Here is a 17,416-nt window from a genome sequence, read left to right as displayed (position 1 = left end):
CTATAAATTTGTACTAATAGCAAATATAAGCATGTTATAATGCTTAAGATGTAAACCAGTAGGCATCTTTAAATAAATTACTGTTAATATAAAAAATAACAGACATGAGTACTTACACAGAAAAAGTTGGAGAAAAATTAAATGATTTATTAGAAAAAACGTATGATGCTGAAAAAGGTTTTAAAAAAGCAGCTGATAATGTTGAGAATACTGCTTTAAAATCTTATTTTAAACAAAAAGCTCAAGAACGTTATAATTTTGGACATGAATTAAAAGCCGAATTAAAAACCTTTAATCAAGATATAGATAAAGGCGGAAGCATTATAGGGTCTGCACATAGAACTTGGATGGATATTAAAGCGATGTTCTCGCAAGAAAATGAAGAGTCTATGCTTGAAGAAGCCATAAGAGGAGAGAAATCTGCAATAAATGAATATAGTGAAGTAATTAAAGATACAAGCTTGCCATTAAGCACTAAGTCAATTTTAGAGTCGCAAAAAAATAAAATAGAAAATGGTTTGTCAAGAATTAAAACTTTAGAAGATTTAAGTTAAAAATATTTATGAAGTTAATTAAGACAAAGGGTCTTAATTGGTTAGATAAGGGATTAGATCTCAAAATGATTATATCATTTTGAGGTCTTTTTTTATATAGAAATACTGTAAAAGTATTTGTTATTTGAGTTAACATAAACTCTGTTTGAGCTAATCTAACTTTTAATTTTACAGCATCTTTGTAATGTAGAGTTTGAAAGTCAAATTCTTATTATGTATAACTTTAAAAATCATAAATATGTTACGATGGACAATCACATTTATTATAATTGCGATAATTGCAGGAGTTTTAGGATTTGGAGGAATAGCAGGAGCATCAGCAGGAATTGCTAAGATTCTGTTTTTTATTTTTTTAGTGCTTTTTGTATTATCATTACTAAAAGGAGTCTTAAAAAAATAGGCTGTAAATTAATTAATTACTAATCTTTTAAAAACAATAATTATGAAAAAAATAGCAAAAATATTTTTAATTTTATTTACAATTTCAACTGTATTTACTGGCTGTAGAGAAACAACAGGTGATAAAGTAGAAGACGCTGTAGAAGATGTAGCTGATGGTGTAGAAGATGCTGCAGACGACGTTGAAGATGTAGTTGAATAAATTACATGTTTAAAATTATAAATAAAAAAAGAGCTTTTTTAAAAAGCTCTTTTTTTATTACATGGATGAGATGTATTATAAAACCATATTATTGTAAGGTATAATTGTTTTATAACCTTTATCTGTAAAATACTTAACAGGATTATTTTTTGATGCAACCATAATAAAATCGCCTCCCCAAGCACCAAGACTTTTTATGGCTCCGTTAAAATCTTTAAATAATAAATCTTTAACTGGTGTTTGTTTAGTGATTTTAGCAATTATAGTTTCATGCTGGACTATTAAACCTTGAAATTCTTTAAGCGTTTTGCAGGCAATCATTTGTGAAGTTATCTTATTGATAGCATTAATAGCAGATTGTGCATTTTCTTTATTTTGATGATAATGTTTTATAGCATCTCGGCTATTTTGTTTTTTATTTAAATGAACAAAATATAAATGCTCATTAAATGATGGAGCAAATTTGATTGATTTAACAATGGGTTTGTTATGGTCTCTTTGATATGTTATTGGTGTGTCAAATTGTGCACATGCAATATCATAACCACTTCCTCCAAAAGTTTTTTCTAAAAGCGTATAGGCATCAATATTTGCCCATTGAGCCATATTATTTATTAATGTTGAAGATGTGCCCAGTCCCCAATTAATAGGGAATTCTAAATGGGTTTCAACTTTAAAACCAGCAACTTTATTTAAAAAATCAGGGTTTAAATCTTTTGCAGCATTTAAAACCTGAATTAATCTTTTTGGTATCTCGTCATGTAAGTTATCATTAAGCTTAAAATCATTCTCAAACCATATTTTGTTAGCTTCATCAAAACTTTTCCAAGATATAAAGCTTTCTTCAATTGGTTTTATTGTTAGAGATTGTCCAAATTTTGTTGGAATGGCTAATGATATGGCACCATCAAGCACAACATATTCTCCAGTAAGAAGAAGTTTACCGTGGCTATAAAAGGTTTTATTTTTCACTTGAGACCCTTAATTTATTTAACGCTTCTACAACTGCATTGTGCGTTACAGTATTGCTTTTAAAATATTCTGTTAAGGTTTGTTTTTCTTCAATATTAGCTTCAAATTGATTAAGTATATTCATTAAGTGCATTTTCATGTGCCCTTGTTGTATTCCTGTTGTGGTTAGCGAACGTAAAGCGGCAAAATTTTGTGCTAATCCTGCTACTGCAACAATTTGCATTAATTCTTTAGCATTTGGTTTATCTAGTAATTCTAAAGCTAATTTCACCAAAGGATGTAATCCTGTTAGTCCACCAACAGTTCCTAATGCTAGAGGTATTTCCGTCCAAAAAGTAAAAACGCCATCAACTACTTTGGCATGTGTTAAACTACTGTAACGGCCATTTCTTGAAGCGTAAGCATGCACACCCGCTTCAACAGCTCTAAAATCATTACCTGTAGCTAAAACAACGGCGTCAATACCGTTCATTATACCCTTATTATGTGTAACGGCTCTATATGGCTCAACTTCTGCAATATTTACAGCTTGTATAAATTTTAAAGCAAAAGCTTCTCCAGAGACACTATCATTTTCACTTAATTCATTAACATGACAACTTACTTCTGCACGAACCAAACAATCAGGTACGTAATTTGAAAGAATACTCATTATTATATCAATTTGTTTTTCTTCCTCAGAAAATAAATTAAAAGTTAAAGCCTCATTTTTAAAGGTTTTAGCAAATTGCTCTAAACAGGAGTTTATGAAATTTGCCCCCATAGCATCTAAGGTTTCAAAAGAGGCATGTAGTTGGTAGTAGTTATCAATGTCTTTCGTTTTATCTCGTAATTCAATATCAATAATACCACCACCACGTTTATTCATGTTTTTTGTAATAGCATCAGAATCTTTAATTAACTTGGGTTTTACAAGGTCAAAATACTGGTTTAATATTTTAAAATCACCTTTAAATTTAAAATGAACTTGTCCAATCTTTGTAGTAGAAATGACTTTGGTTTTAAAACCACCTCTTTCTAACCAAAATTTTGCGGCTTTACTAGCAGCTGCAACAACCGAACTTTCTTCAATAGCCATAGGTATGGTATAAAGTTTATCATTTATTAAAAAATTTGGAGCGACACCAAGAGGTAAATAGTAATTAGTGATGGTATTTTCAATAAACTCATCATGTAGTTGTTGAAGCTTGTCATTTGTATTCCAATATTGTTTTAAAACTTTATTGGCGTCTTCAGCATTTGAAAAATAGGTATCAACAATCCAATCAATTTTTTTTGATTTAGATAATTTTGAAAAACCAGCAATTGTTTTGCTCATATGTATTCGATTTTGCAGAGCAAAGATACTACTCTTGGTATGAATATTAAATACACAGTTAACAAGCGGGTTATTTAAGTGTTAATAAATACGGTTTTTTGCAGAATTTTTAGTAAACTTGAAATCATTTTATGAAAAAAATACTTTTTTAAACTAAACATCAATAATTGACTAATTTTTCTGTGCTGAAACATAGTCCTTTAGGTGTATATTAGTGTTTTAAATTATAAATATAACTGCATGAAACATATGAAATTTTCAATTTACGTTTGCCTTTTTGTTACAACAATACTATCAGCTCAAAAGAGTTCAATAACTCTTGAAGATATTTGGAAAGATGGTACTTTTAGAACAGAGCGTATGGATGCGTTACATTCCATGAAAAATGGGCAGCAATATTCTGTTTTAAATTTTGATAGAGAAACTAGAAGTACTTCTATTGATATTTATGATTATAAAACCTTAGAAAAAGTTAAAACTTTAGTTAGTTCTTCTAATTTAGAAGCTATACCATATTTTACAAATTACACCTTTAGCAAAGATGAGCAACAAGTAATATTAGCTACTAACGAGGAGGCTATATACAGACATTCAGCGTTAGGTAATTATTATATTTATAATGTTAAAAATGGCGGGTTAGATTTAATTTCTGAAGAAAAAATTCAAGAACCTACACTTTCTCCAGACGGTAACAAAGTGGCATTTGCAAGAGAAAATAATCTTTATGTGAAAGATTTAATAACTAATGAAATCATGCAAATAACTTCAGATGGTGAAAAAAATGAAATAATTAATGGAATTACCGACTGGGTATACGAAGAAGAATTTGCTTTTGTTCGTGCTTTTGATTGGAATGCAGATAGTAATAAAATTGCCTTTATTCGTTTTGATGAAACTAATGTGCCTGAGTTTTCTATGGATGTTTATGGTACAGAGCTTTACCAAACACAACAAGTTTTTAAATACCCTAAGGCAGGAGAAGCAAACTCTGAAGTATCGCTTCATATATACGATTTAAATACAAAACAGACAAATGAGGTTAAAGTAGATAAGGTTTATGAAGATTTTTATATACCAAGAATTGAATGGACAAATAACCCAGATGTTTTAAGTGCACAATACATGAACAGGCACCAAAACGAATTAGATTTATGGATGATAAATGCAAAAGCAAATACATCAAATTTAGTTTTAGCAGAAAAAGATAAAGCTTATATTGATGTAACAGATAATCTTACGTTTTTAAAAGATAATAGTTTTATTTGGACAAGTGAGAAAGATGGCTTTAATCATATTTATCATTATGATAAAAAAGGTAACTTGATAAATCAAATTACAAAAGGAAATTGGGAAGTCACCAACTATTATGGTTATGATGAAAAGAACAATACCATTTTTTATCAATCTGTTGAAAATGGAACTATAAATAGAGATGTTTATTCTATAAAGCTAAATGGAAGAAACAAAAAACGACTAACTAAAAGTGATGGTACCAATAACGCTTCCTTTAGTGCCGATTTTTCATTTTTTATAAATACATTTTCTAGCGCTACAACACCACCAGAATATACTTTAAATAGTTCTACATCAGGAAACTTGATAAAAAGTATAAAGGATAACGATAAGTTAGCTCAAAAACTCTCTGACTATAAAACTTCAAAAAAAGAATTTAGTACCATTAATGTTAATGGTAACGATTTAAATATGTGGATGATTAAACCAGTAAATTTCGATGCCAATAAAAAACACCCTTTACTTATGTACCAATATTCTGGACCAGGTTCACAGCAAGTTGCAAACCGATGGAATAGTGCTAACGATTATTGGTATCAGCATTTAGCCCAAGAAGGATACATTGTTGTATGTATTGATGGTCGAGGAACAGGGTTTAAAGGAGCAGAATTTAAAAAGGTTACCCAAAATGAATTAGGTAAATATGAAGTTGAAGATCAAATAGCAGCAGCTAAACAACTTGGTGAATTGCCATATGTTGATGCCAGCAGAATGGGCATTTGGGGTTGGAGTTATGGTGGCTTTATGAGCAGTAACTGTTTATTTAAAGGAAACGATGTGTTTAAAATGGCCATAGCAGTAGCGCCTGTAAGTAGTTGGCGTTTTTATGACAGTATATATACTGAGCGTTATATGACTACACCACAAGAAAATGAAAGTGGTTATGATGATAACTCGCCAATAAATCATGTAGATAAATTAAAAGGCGATTTTCTATTAGTGCATGGTTCTGGAGATGATAACGTACATTTACAAAATACTATGCGTTTAGCTGAAGCTTTAATTCAAGCAGATAAACAATTTGATTGGGCCGTTTATCCAGATAAAAACCATGGTATTTATGGAGGTAATACAAGACTTCATTTGTATAAAAAAATGACAAATTTTATTCATGAAACATTAGGTGATAAAATTGAAAAAGAAGAATCAACTCCAGTTATTAATGAAGTTAAAATTAAAGGATAAAAAAAACTAACCAAAATTATATATATGGCAACTACCGCAATACAACCACATCAAAAAGAACTTTTTGGGCATCCAGTTGGACTTTATGTTCTCTTTTTTACTGAAATGTGGGAGCGTTTTTCTTATTACGGAATGAGAGCACTTTTAGTTCTTTACTTAACCTCTAAAACTACAGATATAAATCCAGGTGTTGGTTGGACTCAAGTTGAAGCTTTATCTCTTTATGGTTGGTATACTGCGTTAGTTTATATAATGTCTATACCTGGAGGTATTTTAGCCGACAAGTTTCTGGGGCAAAAAAAATCAGTAATTCTAGGGGCTGTACTTTTAGTTATTGGTCATAGTATATTAGCTATTGAAGCTATGTGGGCTTTTTATACAGGTCTTGTTTTTATTATACTTGGTGTTGGGTGTTTAAAACCTAACATTTCTACAATGGTAGGAGGACTATATAAAAAAGGAGATATACGAAGAGATAAAGGGTTCACAATTTTTTATATTGGTATTAATGTTGGAGCCTTCTTATCAGGAATAGTTGTTGGTTATGTAGGAGAAGTACATGGTTGGCATTACGGATTTGGATTAGCAGGAATATTAATGGTTTTAGGATTAATTCAATTTCTTGCAGGTCAAAAATATCTTGTTCATGTTGGTAATTATTTAGGTAAATCTGAGAAATTAGAAGACCAAGAAGCTTACAAAAAACCACTTACTAAAATTGAAAAAGATAGAGTTATTGTTTTGCTTATTTCTTTTTTGTTAATCATAGCTTTTTTTGCTGCATTTGAGCAAGCAGGAGGTTTAATGAATATTTATGCCAGAGAAAAAACACAGAGAATGTTATTGGGCTGGCAAGTACCTGCAACATGGTTTCAGTCATTAAACTCATTTTTTATTATCACTCTTGGGGTTGGCATAGCTGCATTTTGGGCCAAAAGAAAATTAAAAGGTTCTGAAGCTTCATCATTATTTAAAATGATAATTGGTTTAGGATTAGTTGGTGTTGGTTTTCTATTTATGTCTGCAGCAGCTACAGAGTATGATAATACTGGAAGCTCGATGATGATTTGGCTTGTTTTAGCATATTTATTTCATACTGTTGGAGAATTATGTTTGTCTCCAGTTTCGCTTTCGTTTGTTACAAAACTAGCACCTGCAAAATATGCTTCTATAATGATGGGTATTTATTTTGCTACAACTGGATTAGGAAATAAAGCTGCTGGGTTGTTAGGAGAATCTTCGTCTGTTTTTGGTGAATTTAAAGTTTTTACCGGAATAGCTATTTTTTGTATCATATTCGCATTATTGGTGGCTATTTTTCTTAAGAAATTAAAAGCACTAACGCATGGTGCTGAAGATAACGAAGTTGACTTTAGTACTAAAGAAGCCGAAGGCTTTGAATTAGCAGATAATTAAATTATATAAACCCTCAATTAGAGGGTTTTTTCTATATTAACCATTAATTTTTCTTTTTATGAATACAGATATTGAAAACCTTTTTAATGATAAAGTTATAGGGCATCCTGCCGGGCTTTTTGTAATGTTTTTTACAGAAATGTGGGAACGTTTTTCATTTTATGGTATGAAAATACTCTTAGTATTGTTTTTAACGGCGCCCTATTTAAGTGATAACCCAGGGTGGGAATGGTCTCGAGAAAATGCATTAGCTTTAATAGGTACCTATTCGTCACTTTTATATTTAACTCCTATTGTTGGAGGGTGGTTAGCCGATAAAATTACTGGTTATAAGTGGGCAGTAATTATAGGCTGTTTTATTATGATGCTGGGGCATGTAGCAATGGTTTTCGAAACAACTTGGTCTTTATACTTAGGTTTAGCATTATTGGTAATTGGTACTGGTTTTTTTAAGCCAAACATGACCTCTATGATATCTGAAATGTACAAAGGTAAAGAATCAAAAAAAGATGGTGCCTATACCATATTTTACATGGGTGTTAATGCAGGTGCTTTTTTTGGAATGATGCTTTGTGGTTATTTAGCCGAAAATATTGGATGGAGTTATGGTTTTGGCTTAGCTGGAATATTCATGCTTGGAGGTTTAATACAGTTTTGGTTGGCAAAAGATTTATTTGGACAAATAGGTGAGCGTCCTTCAAAAATTCATGAAGTAGAAATTCCTCAAGATTTAAATGAAGACAAACCTATCAAAACTATTGAAAAACTAGAAGAAGAAAAATTAAATCCTTTTACAACTTTAGATAAAGTTCTAATTGTTTTATCGGCTATAGGAGGTTTGTTATACCTGTTTAACGATCCTATATCTAAAATAGGTAATATTAATTTACTCCCTTTTAGCTTGGGAGGGTTAGATGGTTCTAACGCAACTATTCTTATAGCTTTAGTTCTATTTTTATATTTAATTATTTCTAGAATGTCTAGATATAATCCTATTATAAGAGATAAAATTATTGCCGTTGCCATTTTTGGAATTTTTACGGTGTTTTTCTTTGGCGCCTTCGAGCAGTCATTGGGTTCTATGACTTTATTTGCAAGAGATTATACAGCAAGAGCATTAACAGGGAATTCAGCATTAATCTTTAAAATTATTGATACTGTACTTACTATTGTACCTTTAGCAATCATTACTTGGGTACTTTATTTGTTATTTAAAAAAACATTCTCAAAAATACCCTATTCAAATATTGTACTTGGTGCTACTTTTGCCTTTTTATGGTATGTAGTATATTATAAAATTAATAACGAATTTAGTAAGGAAACTACCGAGGTAGGCGCTTCATGGTTTGGTATTTTAAATTCATTCTTTATAATAACCTTAGCACCTTTATTTTCTAGATGGTGGGAGAGTAAATACAATCCAAGTGTAGCAATGAAATACGGTATTGGTTTAATTCTTCTTGGTTTAGGTTTTGGTATTTTAGTATTTGGTACTATGGGAATACCTCAAGGTGCTAAATCGGCATCTGTGAGTATGATATTTTTAATTCTTGCATATTTGTTTCATACCATGGGGGAATTATGTATTTCTCCAGTTGGTTTATCCTATTTAAGTAAACTGGTTCCTGGAAGAATGATTGGTTTTATGTTTGGTATTTGGTATTTAGCAATAGCTATTGGCCAAAAAGCAGCAGGAACCATGGGAGGGATGATTGATAAAATTTCAGAAGAACACTCTTTAAGTACGTTTTTCTTAATATTTACTTTGGTTCCGGCAGGAGTAGGAGTAGTTTCTATACTGCTAAATCCAATACTTAAAAAGTTAATGCATGGTGTTCGTTAATCGAAAAAAAATTAAATAATATTAAAAATGCTCCTAATTAGGAGCATTTTTTGTAAGTTCGGAACAACTTTTGCAACTTAGTTAATTATGAAAAAAACAATATTTTTAACACTAGCTATAGCTTTTGTAAGCTTTAATACCCATGCTCAACAAATAAACTGGGTAACTCTAGAAGAAGCTGTTGAGCTTCAAAAGAAAACACCTAAAAAAATCATGATGGATGTTTACACTAATTGGTGTGGGCCTTGTAAAATGTTAGATAAAAATACATTTCAAAATAAAAATGTAGCCGATTATATAAATAAGCATTACTACGCTGTAAAGTTTAATGCCGAAGGTAATGATGAAATAAGTTATAATGGTAAGAAATATACAAATCCTAATTATAATCCAGAATTAGCTAATAGAAGAAATTCTCCTCATGAATTATCACGTTATTTTCAAATTCAAGCATTTCCAACTATCATGTTTTTAGACGAGAAAGCTAATCGTATTTTTCCTTTAAAAGGTTATAAGACACCAGAACAAATAGAACTTTATTTGAAAATGTTTAAAAAAGACGATCATAAAATACTTGATACTCAAGAAAAGTTTAACACATATTATAAAGCTTTTAAACCAGAGTTTAAAAGCTAAATTTTCAAATTATTAATAATGAAAAAGATAATATTAACGCTCTTTTTAGGAGTTTTGATTTCAGCAAATAGTTTTTCGCAAGAAAGATTAACATGGCATACAGATGTTAATAAAGCATTAGAAATCGCTATAAAAGAAAATAAAAAAGTCATGCTATTTTTTACTGGTTCAGATTGGTGTGGTTGGTGTACTAAATTGCAAAATGAAGTTTTTAAAACTTCAGATTTCGAAAAGTGGTCTAATGATTTGGTTTTAGTTGAATTAGACTTTCCTAGAAGAACACCACAAGACGAAACTATAAAAGCTCAAAATAGACAATTACAGAGTATATTTAAGGTAAGAGGCTATCCTTCAGTTCATTTTGTGAATCCACAAAAAATGCCAGATGGCAGAATGAATTTGAATAGTCTAGGTAAAACAGGTTATGTTAGAGGTGGTGCTGGTAAATGGCTAGAGGTTGCTAATAATATTGTCAAAAAGTAATTTAAAAAAATTAATAATTTATAGTATAAGCTCCCTTTTTACTTGTTTGGTGAAAAGGGAGTTTTCTTTTTTTGCATATATTTTCCCAATGCTTAATATATGATAAATAGTTGCTTCCATCAGCTATAATTAGCTTAGGGCTTATAGAATCAATTAATCTATTTAAGTTAATTTTTGGTGATTGTCTAAGTAAAACATAGTCAGGTTTAAAAGTATTTAAATGATATATACTTAAACTATCTATTACTAAAAGGTATTTGTCTTTTAATTGATAAATAGGCCAAATAGTTTGATTTTCAATAGTACTAATGCCATTTGCAACAGAATAATTAGTAATTATTTTATTTTTTGATTTTGTAATACTATCAAAATCGCTTGCAATCAAAATTTTATTATTTGTTGTATTACCTAAAAGGGTATGTCTGCTTTTATGAAAAACAATAAATTCATTTAAAGGTTTGTTTAATTTATTTATTATAAACGCACTTTGTATAACTATTATACTAATTAAAAAAAACCTTAAGTTAGGATAGTTTCTTTTAAATAAAAGCCGAAAAAAAGAAATTATAAACAAGTATGAAACTACCATATGTATTTGGTTAAAAGAAATGTCTCTAAATAAAAAAGCTTCTTGTTTTGAAACCCATTCAATAAAATTATTCATAGCACTTATAATGCACCCATAAACATTGGCTCCAAATTGTGGTAATAAATTTAAAACTGCTAATAAAATAATTAAAATACCAAAGCCTAGAATAATTCCTAAAAATGGAATAATAATCAAATTAGATATAAAAAATAAACCAGGAAACTGGTGGAAGTAAAATAAACTTAAAGGAACAATTCCTAATTGAGCTGAAACGGTAATTGTAAATGTGTGCCAAAGTTTATTTGGTATCCAATATTTTGGTACCCAGAGGTTATATAGAAAAGGGTCTATGGCAACAATAGCAAAAACTGCTAAGTAGCTTAATTGAAAACCAACATCAAATAAAAATAATGGTTTAATAAGTAATATAATAAACATGCTTATTGCTAGTGTATTAAATATGTTTGTTGGTCTTTTAAGATTCAAAGCAATAGCTACGATGCTAAACATGGTTACAGCTCGAGTAACCGATGCAGATAAGCCAGCAATTAATGCAAAACTCCATAGAATACTAACTAATAAAATGGTTTTAATAAACTTACCATGTTTAATGTGTTCTAAAGGTTTTAAAATAATACTTAATATTATTAAAATGATCCCTACATGTAAACCAGAGACCGCTAATATGTGTATTGCTCCTGCATTAGTATAGCTGGTATATACTTCTTCACTAATATCTTGACGCTGGCCTAATAATAGGGCGTTTATAATAGAAAGTTCATCAGGTTTAAAGTGAAATGGTTTTAGTTTTTTATTGATATGTTGTCGAATATTATCAGCAATGCCCAAAAGAGTTGTAGTTTTAGTATCAATAGCTAATAATGATTTGTTTGTTGTGAAAAGTTGATGATAAATGTATTTATTCTCTAAGTATTTTTTATAATTAAATTGATTAGGATTTAATGGTTTTTTTAAATCTTTAAAGGAAGTTCTAATAATATAAATATCATCTACTTTAAGAGAAGATTCTAAGGAGTCTTTCTGAATATTTAGGAGTGTTTTTCCAGTTACATTTTTATCATTTACAACTAATAAATCAACAACAAATTTATCATAATAATTACTGGGTTTTAAAATTTCTCGAACTCTAAATGTCGTAGTGTTTAAGCTATCATTTTCTGTTGATATTAATTTAGTATAATGACTTGAGAAGTTTTTTTGGTTATGAATATTAGTTGTTAAAATACCAACAGAAATCATGGCTAAATACGCAATTAAACCAAACCAAATGGACTTGGTAAATTGTTTTTTTGCAATAAGATACATTACAAGCAGAGTCAACAATAGTATTGTTGTTGATAATATAGATGTTGTAATTGAAATGTGAGTTAAATACCCAATTATAATGCCTATCACTAGGCAAAGCGTTAATTTAACTATAGTGAAATTGAGTAATCGCATACTTTCTAAAGATATAAAATATCTTATAAAATTCTACGTGCCTCATGAAATGCTTTTAGCCAATAAGCTTCGTTAAGTCCAGATATGATAACGCCTTTACTAGTTGTAGCATGAATAAATTTAATATCATTATTTTTAATATCAATAATAAGACCAACATGGTTTATAGAGTTTCTTCTATTTCCTGTTTTAAAAAATAATAAATCACCTTTTATAACTTTTTTAAGTTGAATTTTATGGCCCTTTTTAGCCATGTCTCTAGATATTCTTGGTAATGAAACATTGTTAGATTTAAAAGACTCATAAACCAAACCAGAGCAATCCATTCCGTACTTTGTTGTACCTCCCCATTTATAACGCACACCTTTAAATTGCTTTGCATAGTCAATTATATAATCTGCTTTGGTATAATTGGTGGGAGTGTTAGTGCTTTCGCTTTTCCTTTTTTTTGTTGTTATTCTTGTCGACGAAGTATTTTTATTCTTGACACGTTTAGATGATTTACAACTGCTAAAGCTTATAATTAAAACAAGGATTATTAAAATTCTATACATTTAAAAAGTTAAGATTTAATGGACTCATAAATTAATTTAGCAGTTTTTTCACTTGCCCCTTTACCACCTAATTTTTTTTCTAATTCAAAATATTCTAAAAACAACTTCTTGCGGTTTTTTGTGTCAAGAATTTTATCTAATTCTTGCATTAATCGCTTTTTGTTAAATTCTTTTTGAATAAGTTCTGTAACAACTTCTTTGTCCATAACTAAGTTAACTAACGATATAAACTTTAATGTTATTATACGTTTTGCAATCTGGTATGAAATATTACTGCCTTTGTAACAAACAACTTGTGGTACTTTAAAAAGTGCGGTTTCTAGAGTTGCTGTGCCAGATGTAACCAATGCTGCTGTAGAAATACTTAATAAATCATATGTTTTATTAGATATAAATTTCACATTACTAGCCTTCATAAAAGACTCATAAAAACTGTAATCCTGACTGGGAGCTCCTGCTATAACAAATTGATAATCTGGATAATTATCAACTAAGCTAAGCATTACAGAAAGCATTTTAGTTATTTCTTGTTTTCTGCTTCCAGGTAATAAGGCAATAATGGGTTTGTTACTTAAATGGTGCGTTTCTCTAAATTTAAATTCATCAACTTGCTTTCTATTTGCAATAGCATCAATTAATGGGTGCCCAACAAAAGTGACATTATAACCGTGTTTTTTATAAAAGGGTTTTACAAATGGCAGAATAACAAACATGTTATCTATATCTCGCTTTATATCTTTTACTCTACTAGCTCTAGATGCCCAAACTTGTGGTGATATATAATAGTTTGTTCTAAAACCATGTTCTTTTGCCCATTTTGCAATACGTAAATTAAAACCAGAGTTGTCAATAAATACAATAACATCAGGTTTGAAACTTATAATATCATTTTTGCAAAAAGAAATATCTTTAAATATTTTATTAAGATTCATTATTACTTCAATAAAACCCATAAAAGCACGCTCTTTATAGTGTTTCACTAAAGTACCTCCAGTAGCTTGCATGAGATCGCCACCCCAAAACCTAATATTAGCATTTGCATCTTCTTTTTGCAATGCCTTCATGAGGTTTGAACCATGTAAATCGCCCGAAGCTTCTCCTGCTACTATATAGTACTTCATTTAGAAGAGTTTAAATACAAAAGTAAAAACAGCAATAAAAACAGTAATTAATAAAACACCTCTTGCTTTGTAATCTTGTTTCTTTCTTATAAAAATAAAAAAAGCAATAAGGTTAAGAATAGCGCCTAAACTAATAAGTTTTCCTAGAAAGCCTTCTTCTGCAGCAGCTTTGATAACTAAAGTAAAATCATCGCCCTTACCTAATAAATTAGCAGCTAAAAATAAACCTATGGCATTGGCTATTAATCCAACAAACATACCTATAAAAATGTCTTTTTTCATTTATATTTAATGTGTTTCAGTAATTATAATTTCCAGCTATTTAGATCTTTTATAAAATGGTGTGCAGTTAAGTCAAATTGTGAGGGAACTATTGATATGTAGCCATTTTCAAGCGCCCATTCATCAGTATCTTCACCACCATCTAAATTAACAAATTTACCTGTAAGCCAATAGTAATCTTTTCCTTGTGGCGTTTTACGTTTGTCAAACTCTTCAACCCAATTTGCCTTTGCTTGTCTACAAACTTTAATGCCTTTTATGTCTTGTTCAGTAATGTTAGGAATGTTAACATTCAAAACAATACCATTTGGTAAGCCTTGCTCTAATACCTGTTCTGTAATTGACTTTACAAAAGGTTTAGATGCTTCAAAATTAGCATCCCAACTGTAATCTAATAATGAGAATCCAATGGCGGGTATACCTTCAATTCCAGCTTCGATAGCTGCGCTCATAGTGCCTGAATAAATAACATTTATTGAAGCGTTAGATCCGTGATTGATTCCAGAAACACACAGGTCTGGAGTTCTATCTGATAATTCTCTTATAGCCAGTTTTACACAATCTGCAGGTGTCCCAGAACAGCTAAATTCTTTTTGAGGCCCTTTGTCAAAATTAACTTCTTCTGTATATAAGGTAGAATTTAAAGTAATGGCATGCCCCATGCCGCTTTGTGGGCTGTCTGGAGCGACCACAAGTACATCGCCAAGAGAAATCATAACAGAAATTAAAGCTCTAATGCCTGGGGCGTTTATGCCATCATCATTAGTAACTAGTATAAGAGGCTTTTTGCTCATTATTGCAAATAAAAATTCATTGCTAAAATACATAATTTCGTTAGTAAACCTCCAATTTCTTTCCTTTAACAAAAAATTAGTAGCAATTCGCAGAATTGGCATGGTTTTTTCTTTATTTTAGTGAAAAATATGCTGTGCTTTCCAGAAGCAAAAAAGATTAACTCATGAAGAATATTATGAAAAGAAATTTTAAAGTACTCTCATTATTACTAGTGCTAGCCTTTGCATCTTGTAGTTTTACGTCAAAAAAATTCAGTAACCCAGATAAAGATAAATTATTAATCCAGATAATTACTTTTGTTTTAGAACAAGGACATTTTGATCCAATAGCTTTTGATGATGCTTTTTCTGAGGAATTATTTTCAGATTATATTGAAATTGTAGATCCAGTAAAACGCTATTTCTATGAGTCTGATTATAAGGATTTTGAGAAATATAAACTAACTATTGATGATCAACTTAAAGCAACAGATATTACATTCTTTAATGTAGTAAATGAGCGCATGCTAAAACGAATTGAGGAAGTTAAAGCCATATACAAAGAAGTATTGTCAGAACCTTTCGATTACACTATCGACGAAGAATTTGAGACAAACTATGAGAATAGCTCGTTTGTTAAAAATAAAAGAGAAATGAAAGACCGTTGGAGAAAACAATTGAAGTTTTCTACACTATCCAATTATGATGATATAATAGAAGAAGAAAAAAGAACTAAGGAAAAAAATCCTGATTATGTTTTAAAATCTGAGGCTCAAATAGAAAAAGAAGCAAGAGAAGCCACATTAAAATCAATTAATATTTATTTTGAAGATTATATAGATGATCAAAGACGCGAAGATTGGTTTGCTGTTTACGTGAATACTATTGTTGAAGAATTCGATCCACATACATATTATCTAGCACCTAAGGGTAAAGAAGATTTTGACCAAAGAATGTCTGGTAAATTAGAAGGTATTGGGGCAAGGCTTCAAAAAAGAATGGATTATATAAAAATTGTTGAATTAATTTCTGGTGGTCCAGCATGGAGAAGTAATGAATTAGAAGTAGAAGATGTAATTCTTAAAGTAAAACAAGAAGATGAAGAGTTTCCTGTGGATATTGTTGGTATGCGTATTAACGACGCTATAAAATATATAAAAGGACCAAAAGGAACCAAAGTAACGTTAACCATTAAAAAAGTTGACGGTACTGTAAAAGATATTGAGATTGTAAGAGATGTTGTTGAATTAGTTGAGACTTATGCAAAATCTTCAATAGTTGAAAAGGATAATAAAAAATTTGGTATTATTAACTTACCAGCGTTTTATGTAGATTTTCAAGATTATAAAAATATTAATGCTGCAAAAGATGTAAAGCATGAGATTGAGCGATTAAAAGAAGACGGAATTGAAGGTTTAGTTCTCGATTTGCGTAATAACGGAGGTGGGTCTTTACCTGCTGTAGTAGATATGGCTGGATTGTTTATTAAAGAAGGACCAGTTGTTCAAGTGCGTTCCACAGATCAACCTAAAGAGGTGTTAAAAGACAGAGATAAATCTATTTCTTGGGATGGGCCATTAGTAATTCTGGTTAATGAAATTTCGGCTTCAGCCTCAGAAATCATGGCAGCAGCTATGCAAGATTACAAACGAGCCATTATTATTGGAGGTAAACAAACATACGGGAAAGGTACTGTTCAAAATGTTATTGATTTAAATAACATGTTAAGAAATAATACAAGTGGCGATTTAGGTGCATTAGCTCTTACCAGACAAAAATATTATAGAATTAATGGAGGTTCCGTTCAATTAGAAGGAGTTAAAAGTGATGTTAATGTGCCGGGGAGATTTAGTTTTATTGATGTTGGTGAGAAAGATAAAGACAATCCATTACCATATGATGAAATTGATGCTGCACAATACACACCATGGGAACATTATTTTGATTACGAAGCTACAGTTGAAAATAGTAAAAAGCGTATGAGTACTAATCAGCAATTAAAACTGATAGAAGAGAATGCTAAATGGGTGAAGAGTAAAATTGATGAAACAGTATATTCTTTAAATTATAAAACTTACAAAGACCAATTAGAAGCTAATGAATTAGAATCTAAAAAATTCGAAGCAATTTCTAACTATACAACAAATTTAACTTTTGAATCTCATGGTTTTGAAAAAGCTTTAATAGCTCAAGATACAACAGATTTGAAAGAAAAGCGTGAGCGTTGGCATGTTAGCTTGAGTAAGGATGTTTATGTTGAAGAAGCACTTAATGTGTTAGAGGATTTAAAAACATCTTATCCGATTAAAAAAGTAGCGACCGTACAAAACTAAAT

The 17,416-nt window shown here is 30.2% G+C and carries 16 protein-coding genes; 9 read left to right on the top strand and 7 right to left on the bottom strand.

What is annotated here, in order from left to right:
- Positions 1-104: 104 nt before the first annotated feature.
- The 3 genes from Q0842_RS14235 (at position 105) to Q0842_RS14225 (ending at position 1,155) form a co-directional block, all read left to right on the top strand.
- A complete protein-coding gene (locus Q0842_RS14235) occupies positions 105-554 on the top strand; it encodes a PA2169 family four-helix-bundle protein (RefSeq protein WP_298499529.1) in 450 nt (149 codons plus the stop codon).
- A gap of 238 nt (positions 555-792) precedes the next feature.
- A complete protein-coding gene (locus Q0842_RS14230) occupies positions 793-954 on the top strand; it encodes a DUF1328 family protein (RefSeq protein ID WP_298499527.1) in 162 nt (53 codons plus the stop codon).
- 42 nt (positions 955-996) lie between these two features.
- Positions 997-1,155 (top strand): hypothetical protein, encoded by a 159-nt coding sequence (locus tag Q0842_RS14225; RefSeq protein ID WP_298499525.1) that lies wholly within the window; start codon positions 997-999, stop codon positions 1,153-1,155.
- A 75-nt stretch (positions 1,156-1,230) separates the two neighbouring features.
- On the opposite strand, the gene Q0842_RS14220 is transcribed toward Q0842_RS14225, so the two are convergent.
- Together Q0842_RS14220 and Q0842_RS14215 are read right to left on the bottom strand one after the other, a co-directional pair.
- Complete coding sequence (locus Q0842_RS14220; protein WP_298499523.1) at positions 1,231-2,127, bottom strand: GYDIA family GHMP kinase; 897 nt, start codon at positions 2,125-2,127, stop codon at positions 1,231-1,233.
- Positions 2,117-3,445, bottom strand: coding sequence for a hydroxymethylglutaryl-CoA reductase, degradative (locus Q0842_RS14215; protein ID WP_298499521.1), 1,329 nt, complete (start codon positions 3,443-3,445; stop codon positions 2,117-2,119). Before Q0842_RS14215 ends, Q0842_RS14220 begins: the two co-directional genes overlap by 11 nt.
- A 240-nt stretch (positions 3,446-3,685) precedes the next feature.
- Between Q0842_RS14215 and Q0842_RS14210 the strand changes: the two genes are divergently transcribed.
- The 5 genes from Q0842_RS14210 (at position 3,686) to Q0842_RS14190 (ending at position 10,301) form a co-directional block, all read left to right on the top strand.
- Positions 3,686-5,923 (top strand): S9 family peptidase, encoded by a 2,238-nt coding sequence (locus tag Q0842_RS14210; RefSeq protein ID WP_298499519.1) that lies wholly within the window; start codon positions 3,686-3,688, stop codon positions 5,921-5,923.
- Positions 5,924-5,947: 24 nt separating this feature from the next.
- On the top strand, positions 5,948-7,339 hold the full coding sequence (locus tag Q0842_RS14205) for a peptide MFS transporter (RefSeq protein WP_298499517.1): 1,392 nt from the start codon (positions 5,948-5,950) through the stop codon (positions 7,337-7,339).
- Between the two features lie 58 nt (positions 7,340-7,397).
- Positions 7,398-9,182, top strand: coding sequence for a peptide MFS transporter (locus Q0842_RS14200; RefSeq protein WP_298499515.1), 1,785 nt, complete (start codon positions 7,398-7,400; stop codon positions 9,180-9,182).
- A gap of 87 nt (positions 9,183-9,269) precedes the next feature.
- Complete coding sequence (locus Q0842_RS14195) at positions 9,270-9,818, top strand: thioredoxin fold domain-containing protein (RefSeq protein ID WP_298499512.1); 549 nt, start codon at positions 9,270-9,272, stop codon at positions 9,816-9,818.
- An 18-nt stretch (positions 9,819-9,836) separates the two neighbouring features.
- Complete coding sequence (locus tag Q0842_RS14190; RefSeq protein ID WP_298499510.1) at positions 9,837-10,301, top strand: thioredoxin family protein; 465 nt, start codon at positions 9,837-9,839, stop codon at positions 10,299-10,301.
- Positions 10,302-10,311: 10 nt separating this feature from the next.
- On the opposite strand, the gene Q0842_RS14185 is transcribed toward Q0842_RS14190, so the two are convergent.
- From Q0842_RS14185 to surE, 5 genes are read right to left on the bottom strand one after another with little or no spacing between them, the layout of a single operon-like run.
- Positions 10,312-12,351 (bottom strand): ComEC/Rec2 family competence protein, encoded by a 2,040-nt coding sequence (locus Q0842_RS14185; protein WP_298499508.1) that lies wholly within the window; start codon positions 12,349-12,351, stop codon positions 10,312-10,314.
- Between the two features lie 23 nt (positions 12,352-12,374).
- Positions 12,375-12,905 (bottom strand): C40 family peptidase, encoded by a 531-nt coding sequence (locus Q0842_RS14180; RefSeq protein WP_298499506.1) that lies wholly within the window; start codon positions 12,903-12,905, stop codon positions 12,375-12,377.
- Between the two features lie 8 nt (positions 12,906-12,913).
- Complete coding sequence (gene lpxB / locus Q0842_RS14175) at positions 12,914-14,026, bottom strand: lipid-A-disaccharide synthase (RefSeq protein WP_298499505.1); 1,113 nt, start codon at positions 14,024-14,026, stop codon at positions 12,914-12,916.
- On the bottom strand, positions 14,027-14,308 hold the full coding sequence (locus tag Q0842_RS14170) for a hypothetical protein (RefSeq protein ID WP_298499503.1): 282 nt from the start codon (positions 14,306-14,308) through the stop codon (positions 14,027-14,029).
- 23 nt (positions 14,309-14,331) lie between these two features.
- Positions 14,332-15,102 (bottom strand): 5'/3'-nucleotidase SurE, encoded by a 771-nt coding sequence (surE, locus tag Q0842_RS14165; protein ID WP_298499501.1) that lies wholly within the window; start codon positions 15,100-15,102, stop codon positions 14,332-14,334.
- 176 nt (positions 15,103-15,278) lie between these two features.
- On the opposite strand from surE, the gene Q0842_RS14160 reads away from it, so the two are divergent.
- Positions 15,279-17,414 (top strand): carboxy terminal-processing peptidase, encoded by a 2,136-nt coding sequence (locus Q0842_RS14160; protein ID WP_298499558.1) that lies wholly within the window; start codon positions 15,279-15,281, stop codon positions 17,412-17,414.
- Positions 17,415-17,416 lie beyond the last annotated feature (2 nt).

The sequence above is a fragment of the uncultured Algibacter sp. genome (assembly GCF_947495675.1).
Lineage (GTDB): Bacteria > Bacteroidota > Bacteroidia > Flavobacteriales > Flavobacteriaceae > Algibacter_B.
Note: the sequence above shows the minus strand (reverse complement) of the source record. Positions and strands in the feature narration are given on the sequence as shown.

Bases quoted from the DNA above. Each gene is read 5' to 3' on its own strand.
- Q0842_RS14235 (WP_298499529.1), top strand. From the start codon at position 105: ATGAGTACTTACACAGAAAAAGTTGGAGAAAAATTAAATGATTTATTA.
- Q0842_RS14230 (WP_298499527.1), top strand. From the start codon at position 793: ATGTTACGATGGACAATCACATTTATTATAATTGCGATAATTGCAGGA.
- Q0842_RS14225 (WP_298499525.1), top strand. From the start codon at position 997: ATGAAAAAAATAGCAAAAATATTTTTAATTTTATTTACAATTTCAACT.
- Q0842_RS14215 (WP_298499521.1), bottom strand. From the start codon at position 3,445: ATGAGCAAAACAATTGCTGGTTTTTCAAAATTATCTAAATCAAAAAAA.
- Q0842_RS14210 (WP_298499519.1), top strand. From the start codon at position 3,686: ATGAAACATATGAAATTTTCAATTTACGTTTGCCTTTTTGTTACAACA.
- Q0842_RS14205 (WP_298499517.1), top strand. From the start codon at position 5,948: ATGGCAACTACCGCAATACAACCACATCAAAAAGAACTTTTTGGGCAT.
- Q0842_RS14200 (WP_298499515.1), top strand. From the start codon at position 7,398: ATGAATACAGATATTGAAAACCTTTTTAATGATAAAGTTATAGGGCAT.
- Q0842_RS14195 (WP_298499512.1), top strand. From the start codon at position 9,270: ATGAAAAAAACAATATTTTTAACACTAGCTATAGCTTTTGTAAGCTTT.
- Q0842_RS14190 (WP_298499510.1), top strand. From the start codon at position 9,837: ATGAAAAAGATAATATTAACGCTCTTTTTAGGAGTTTTGATTTCAGCA.
- Q0842_RS14185 (WP_298499508.1), bottom strand. From the start codon at position 12,351: ATGCGATTACTCAATTTCACTATAGTTAAATTAACGCTTTGCCTAGTG.
- Q0842_RS14180 (WP_298499506.1), bottom strand. From the start codon at position 12,905: ATGTATAGAATTTTAATAATCCTTGTTTTAATTATAAGCTTTAGCAGT.
- lpxB (WP_298499505.1), bottom strand. From the start codon at position 14,026: ATGAAGTACTATATAGTAGCAGGAGAAGCTTCGGGCGATTTACATGGT.
- Q0842_RS14170 (WP_298499503.1), bottom strand. From the start codon at position 14,308: ATGAAAAAAGACATTTTTATAGGTATGTTTGTTGGATTAATAGCCAAT.
- surE (WP_298499501.1), bottom strand. From the start codon at position 15,102: ATGAGCAAAAAGCCTCTTATACTAGTTACTAATGATGATGGCATAAAC.
- Q0842_RS14160 (WP_298499558.1), top strand. From the start codon at position 15,279: ATGAAAAGAAATTTTAAAGTACTCTCATTATTACTAGTGCTAGCCTTT.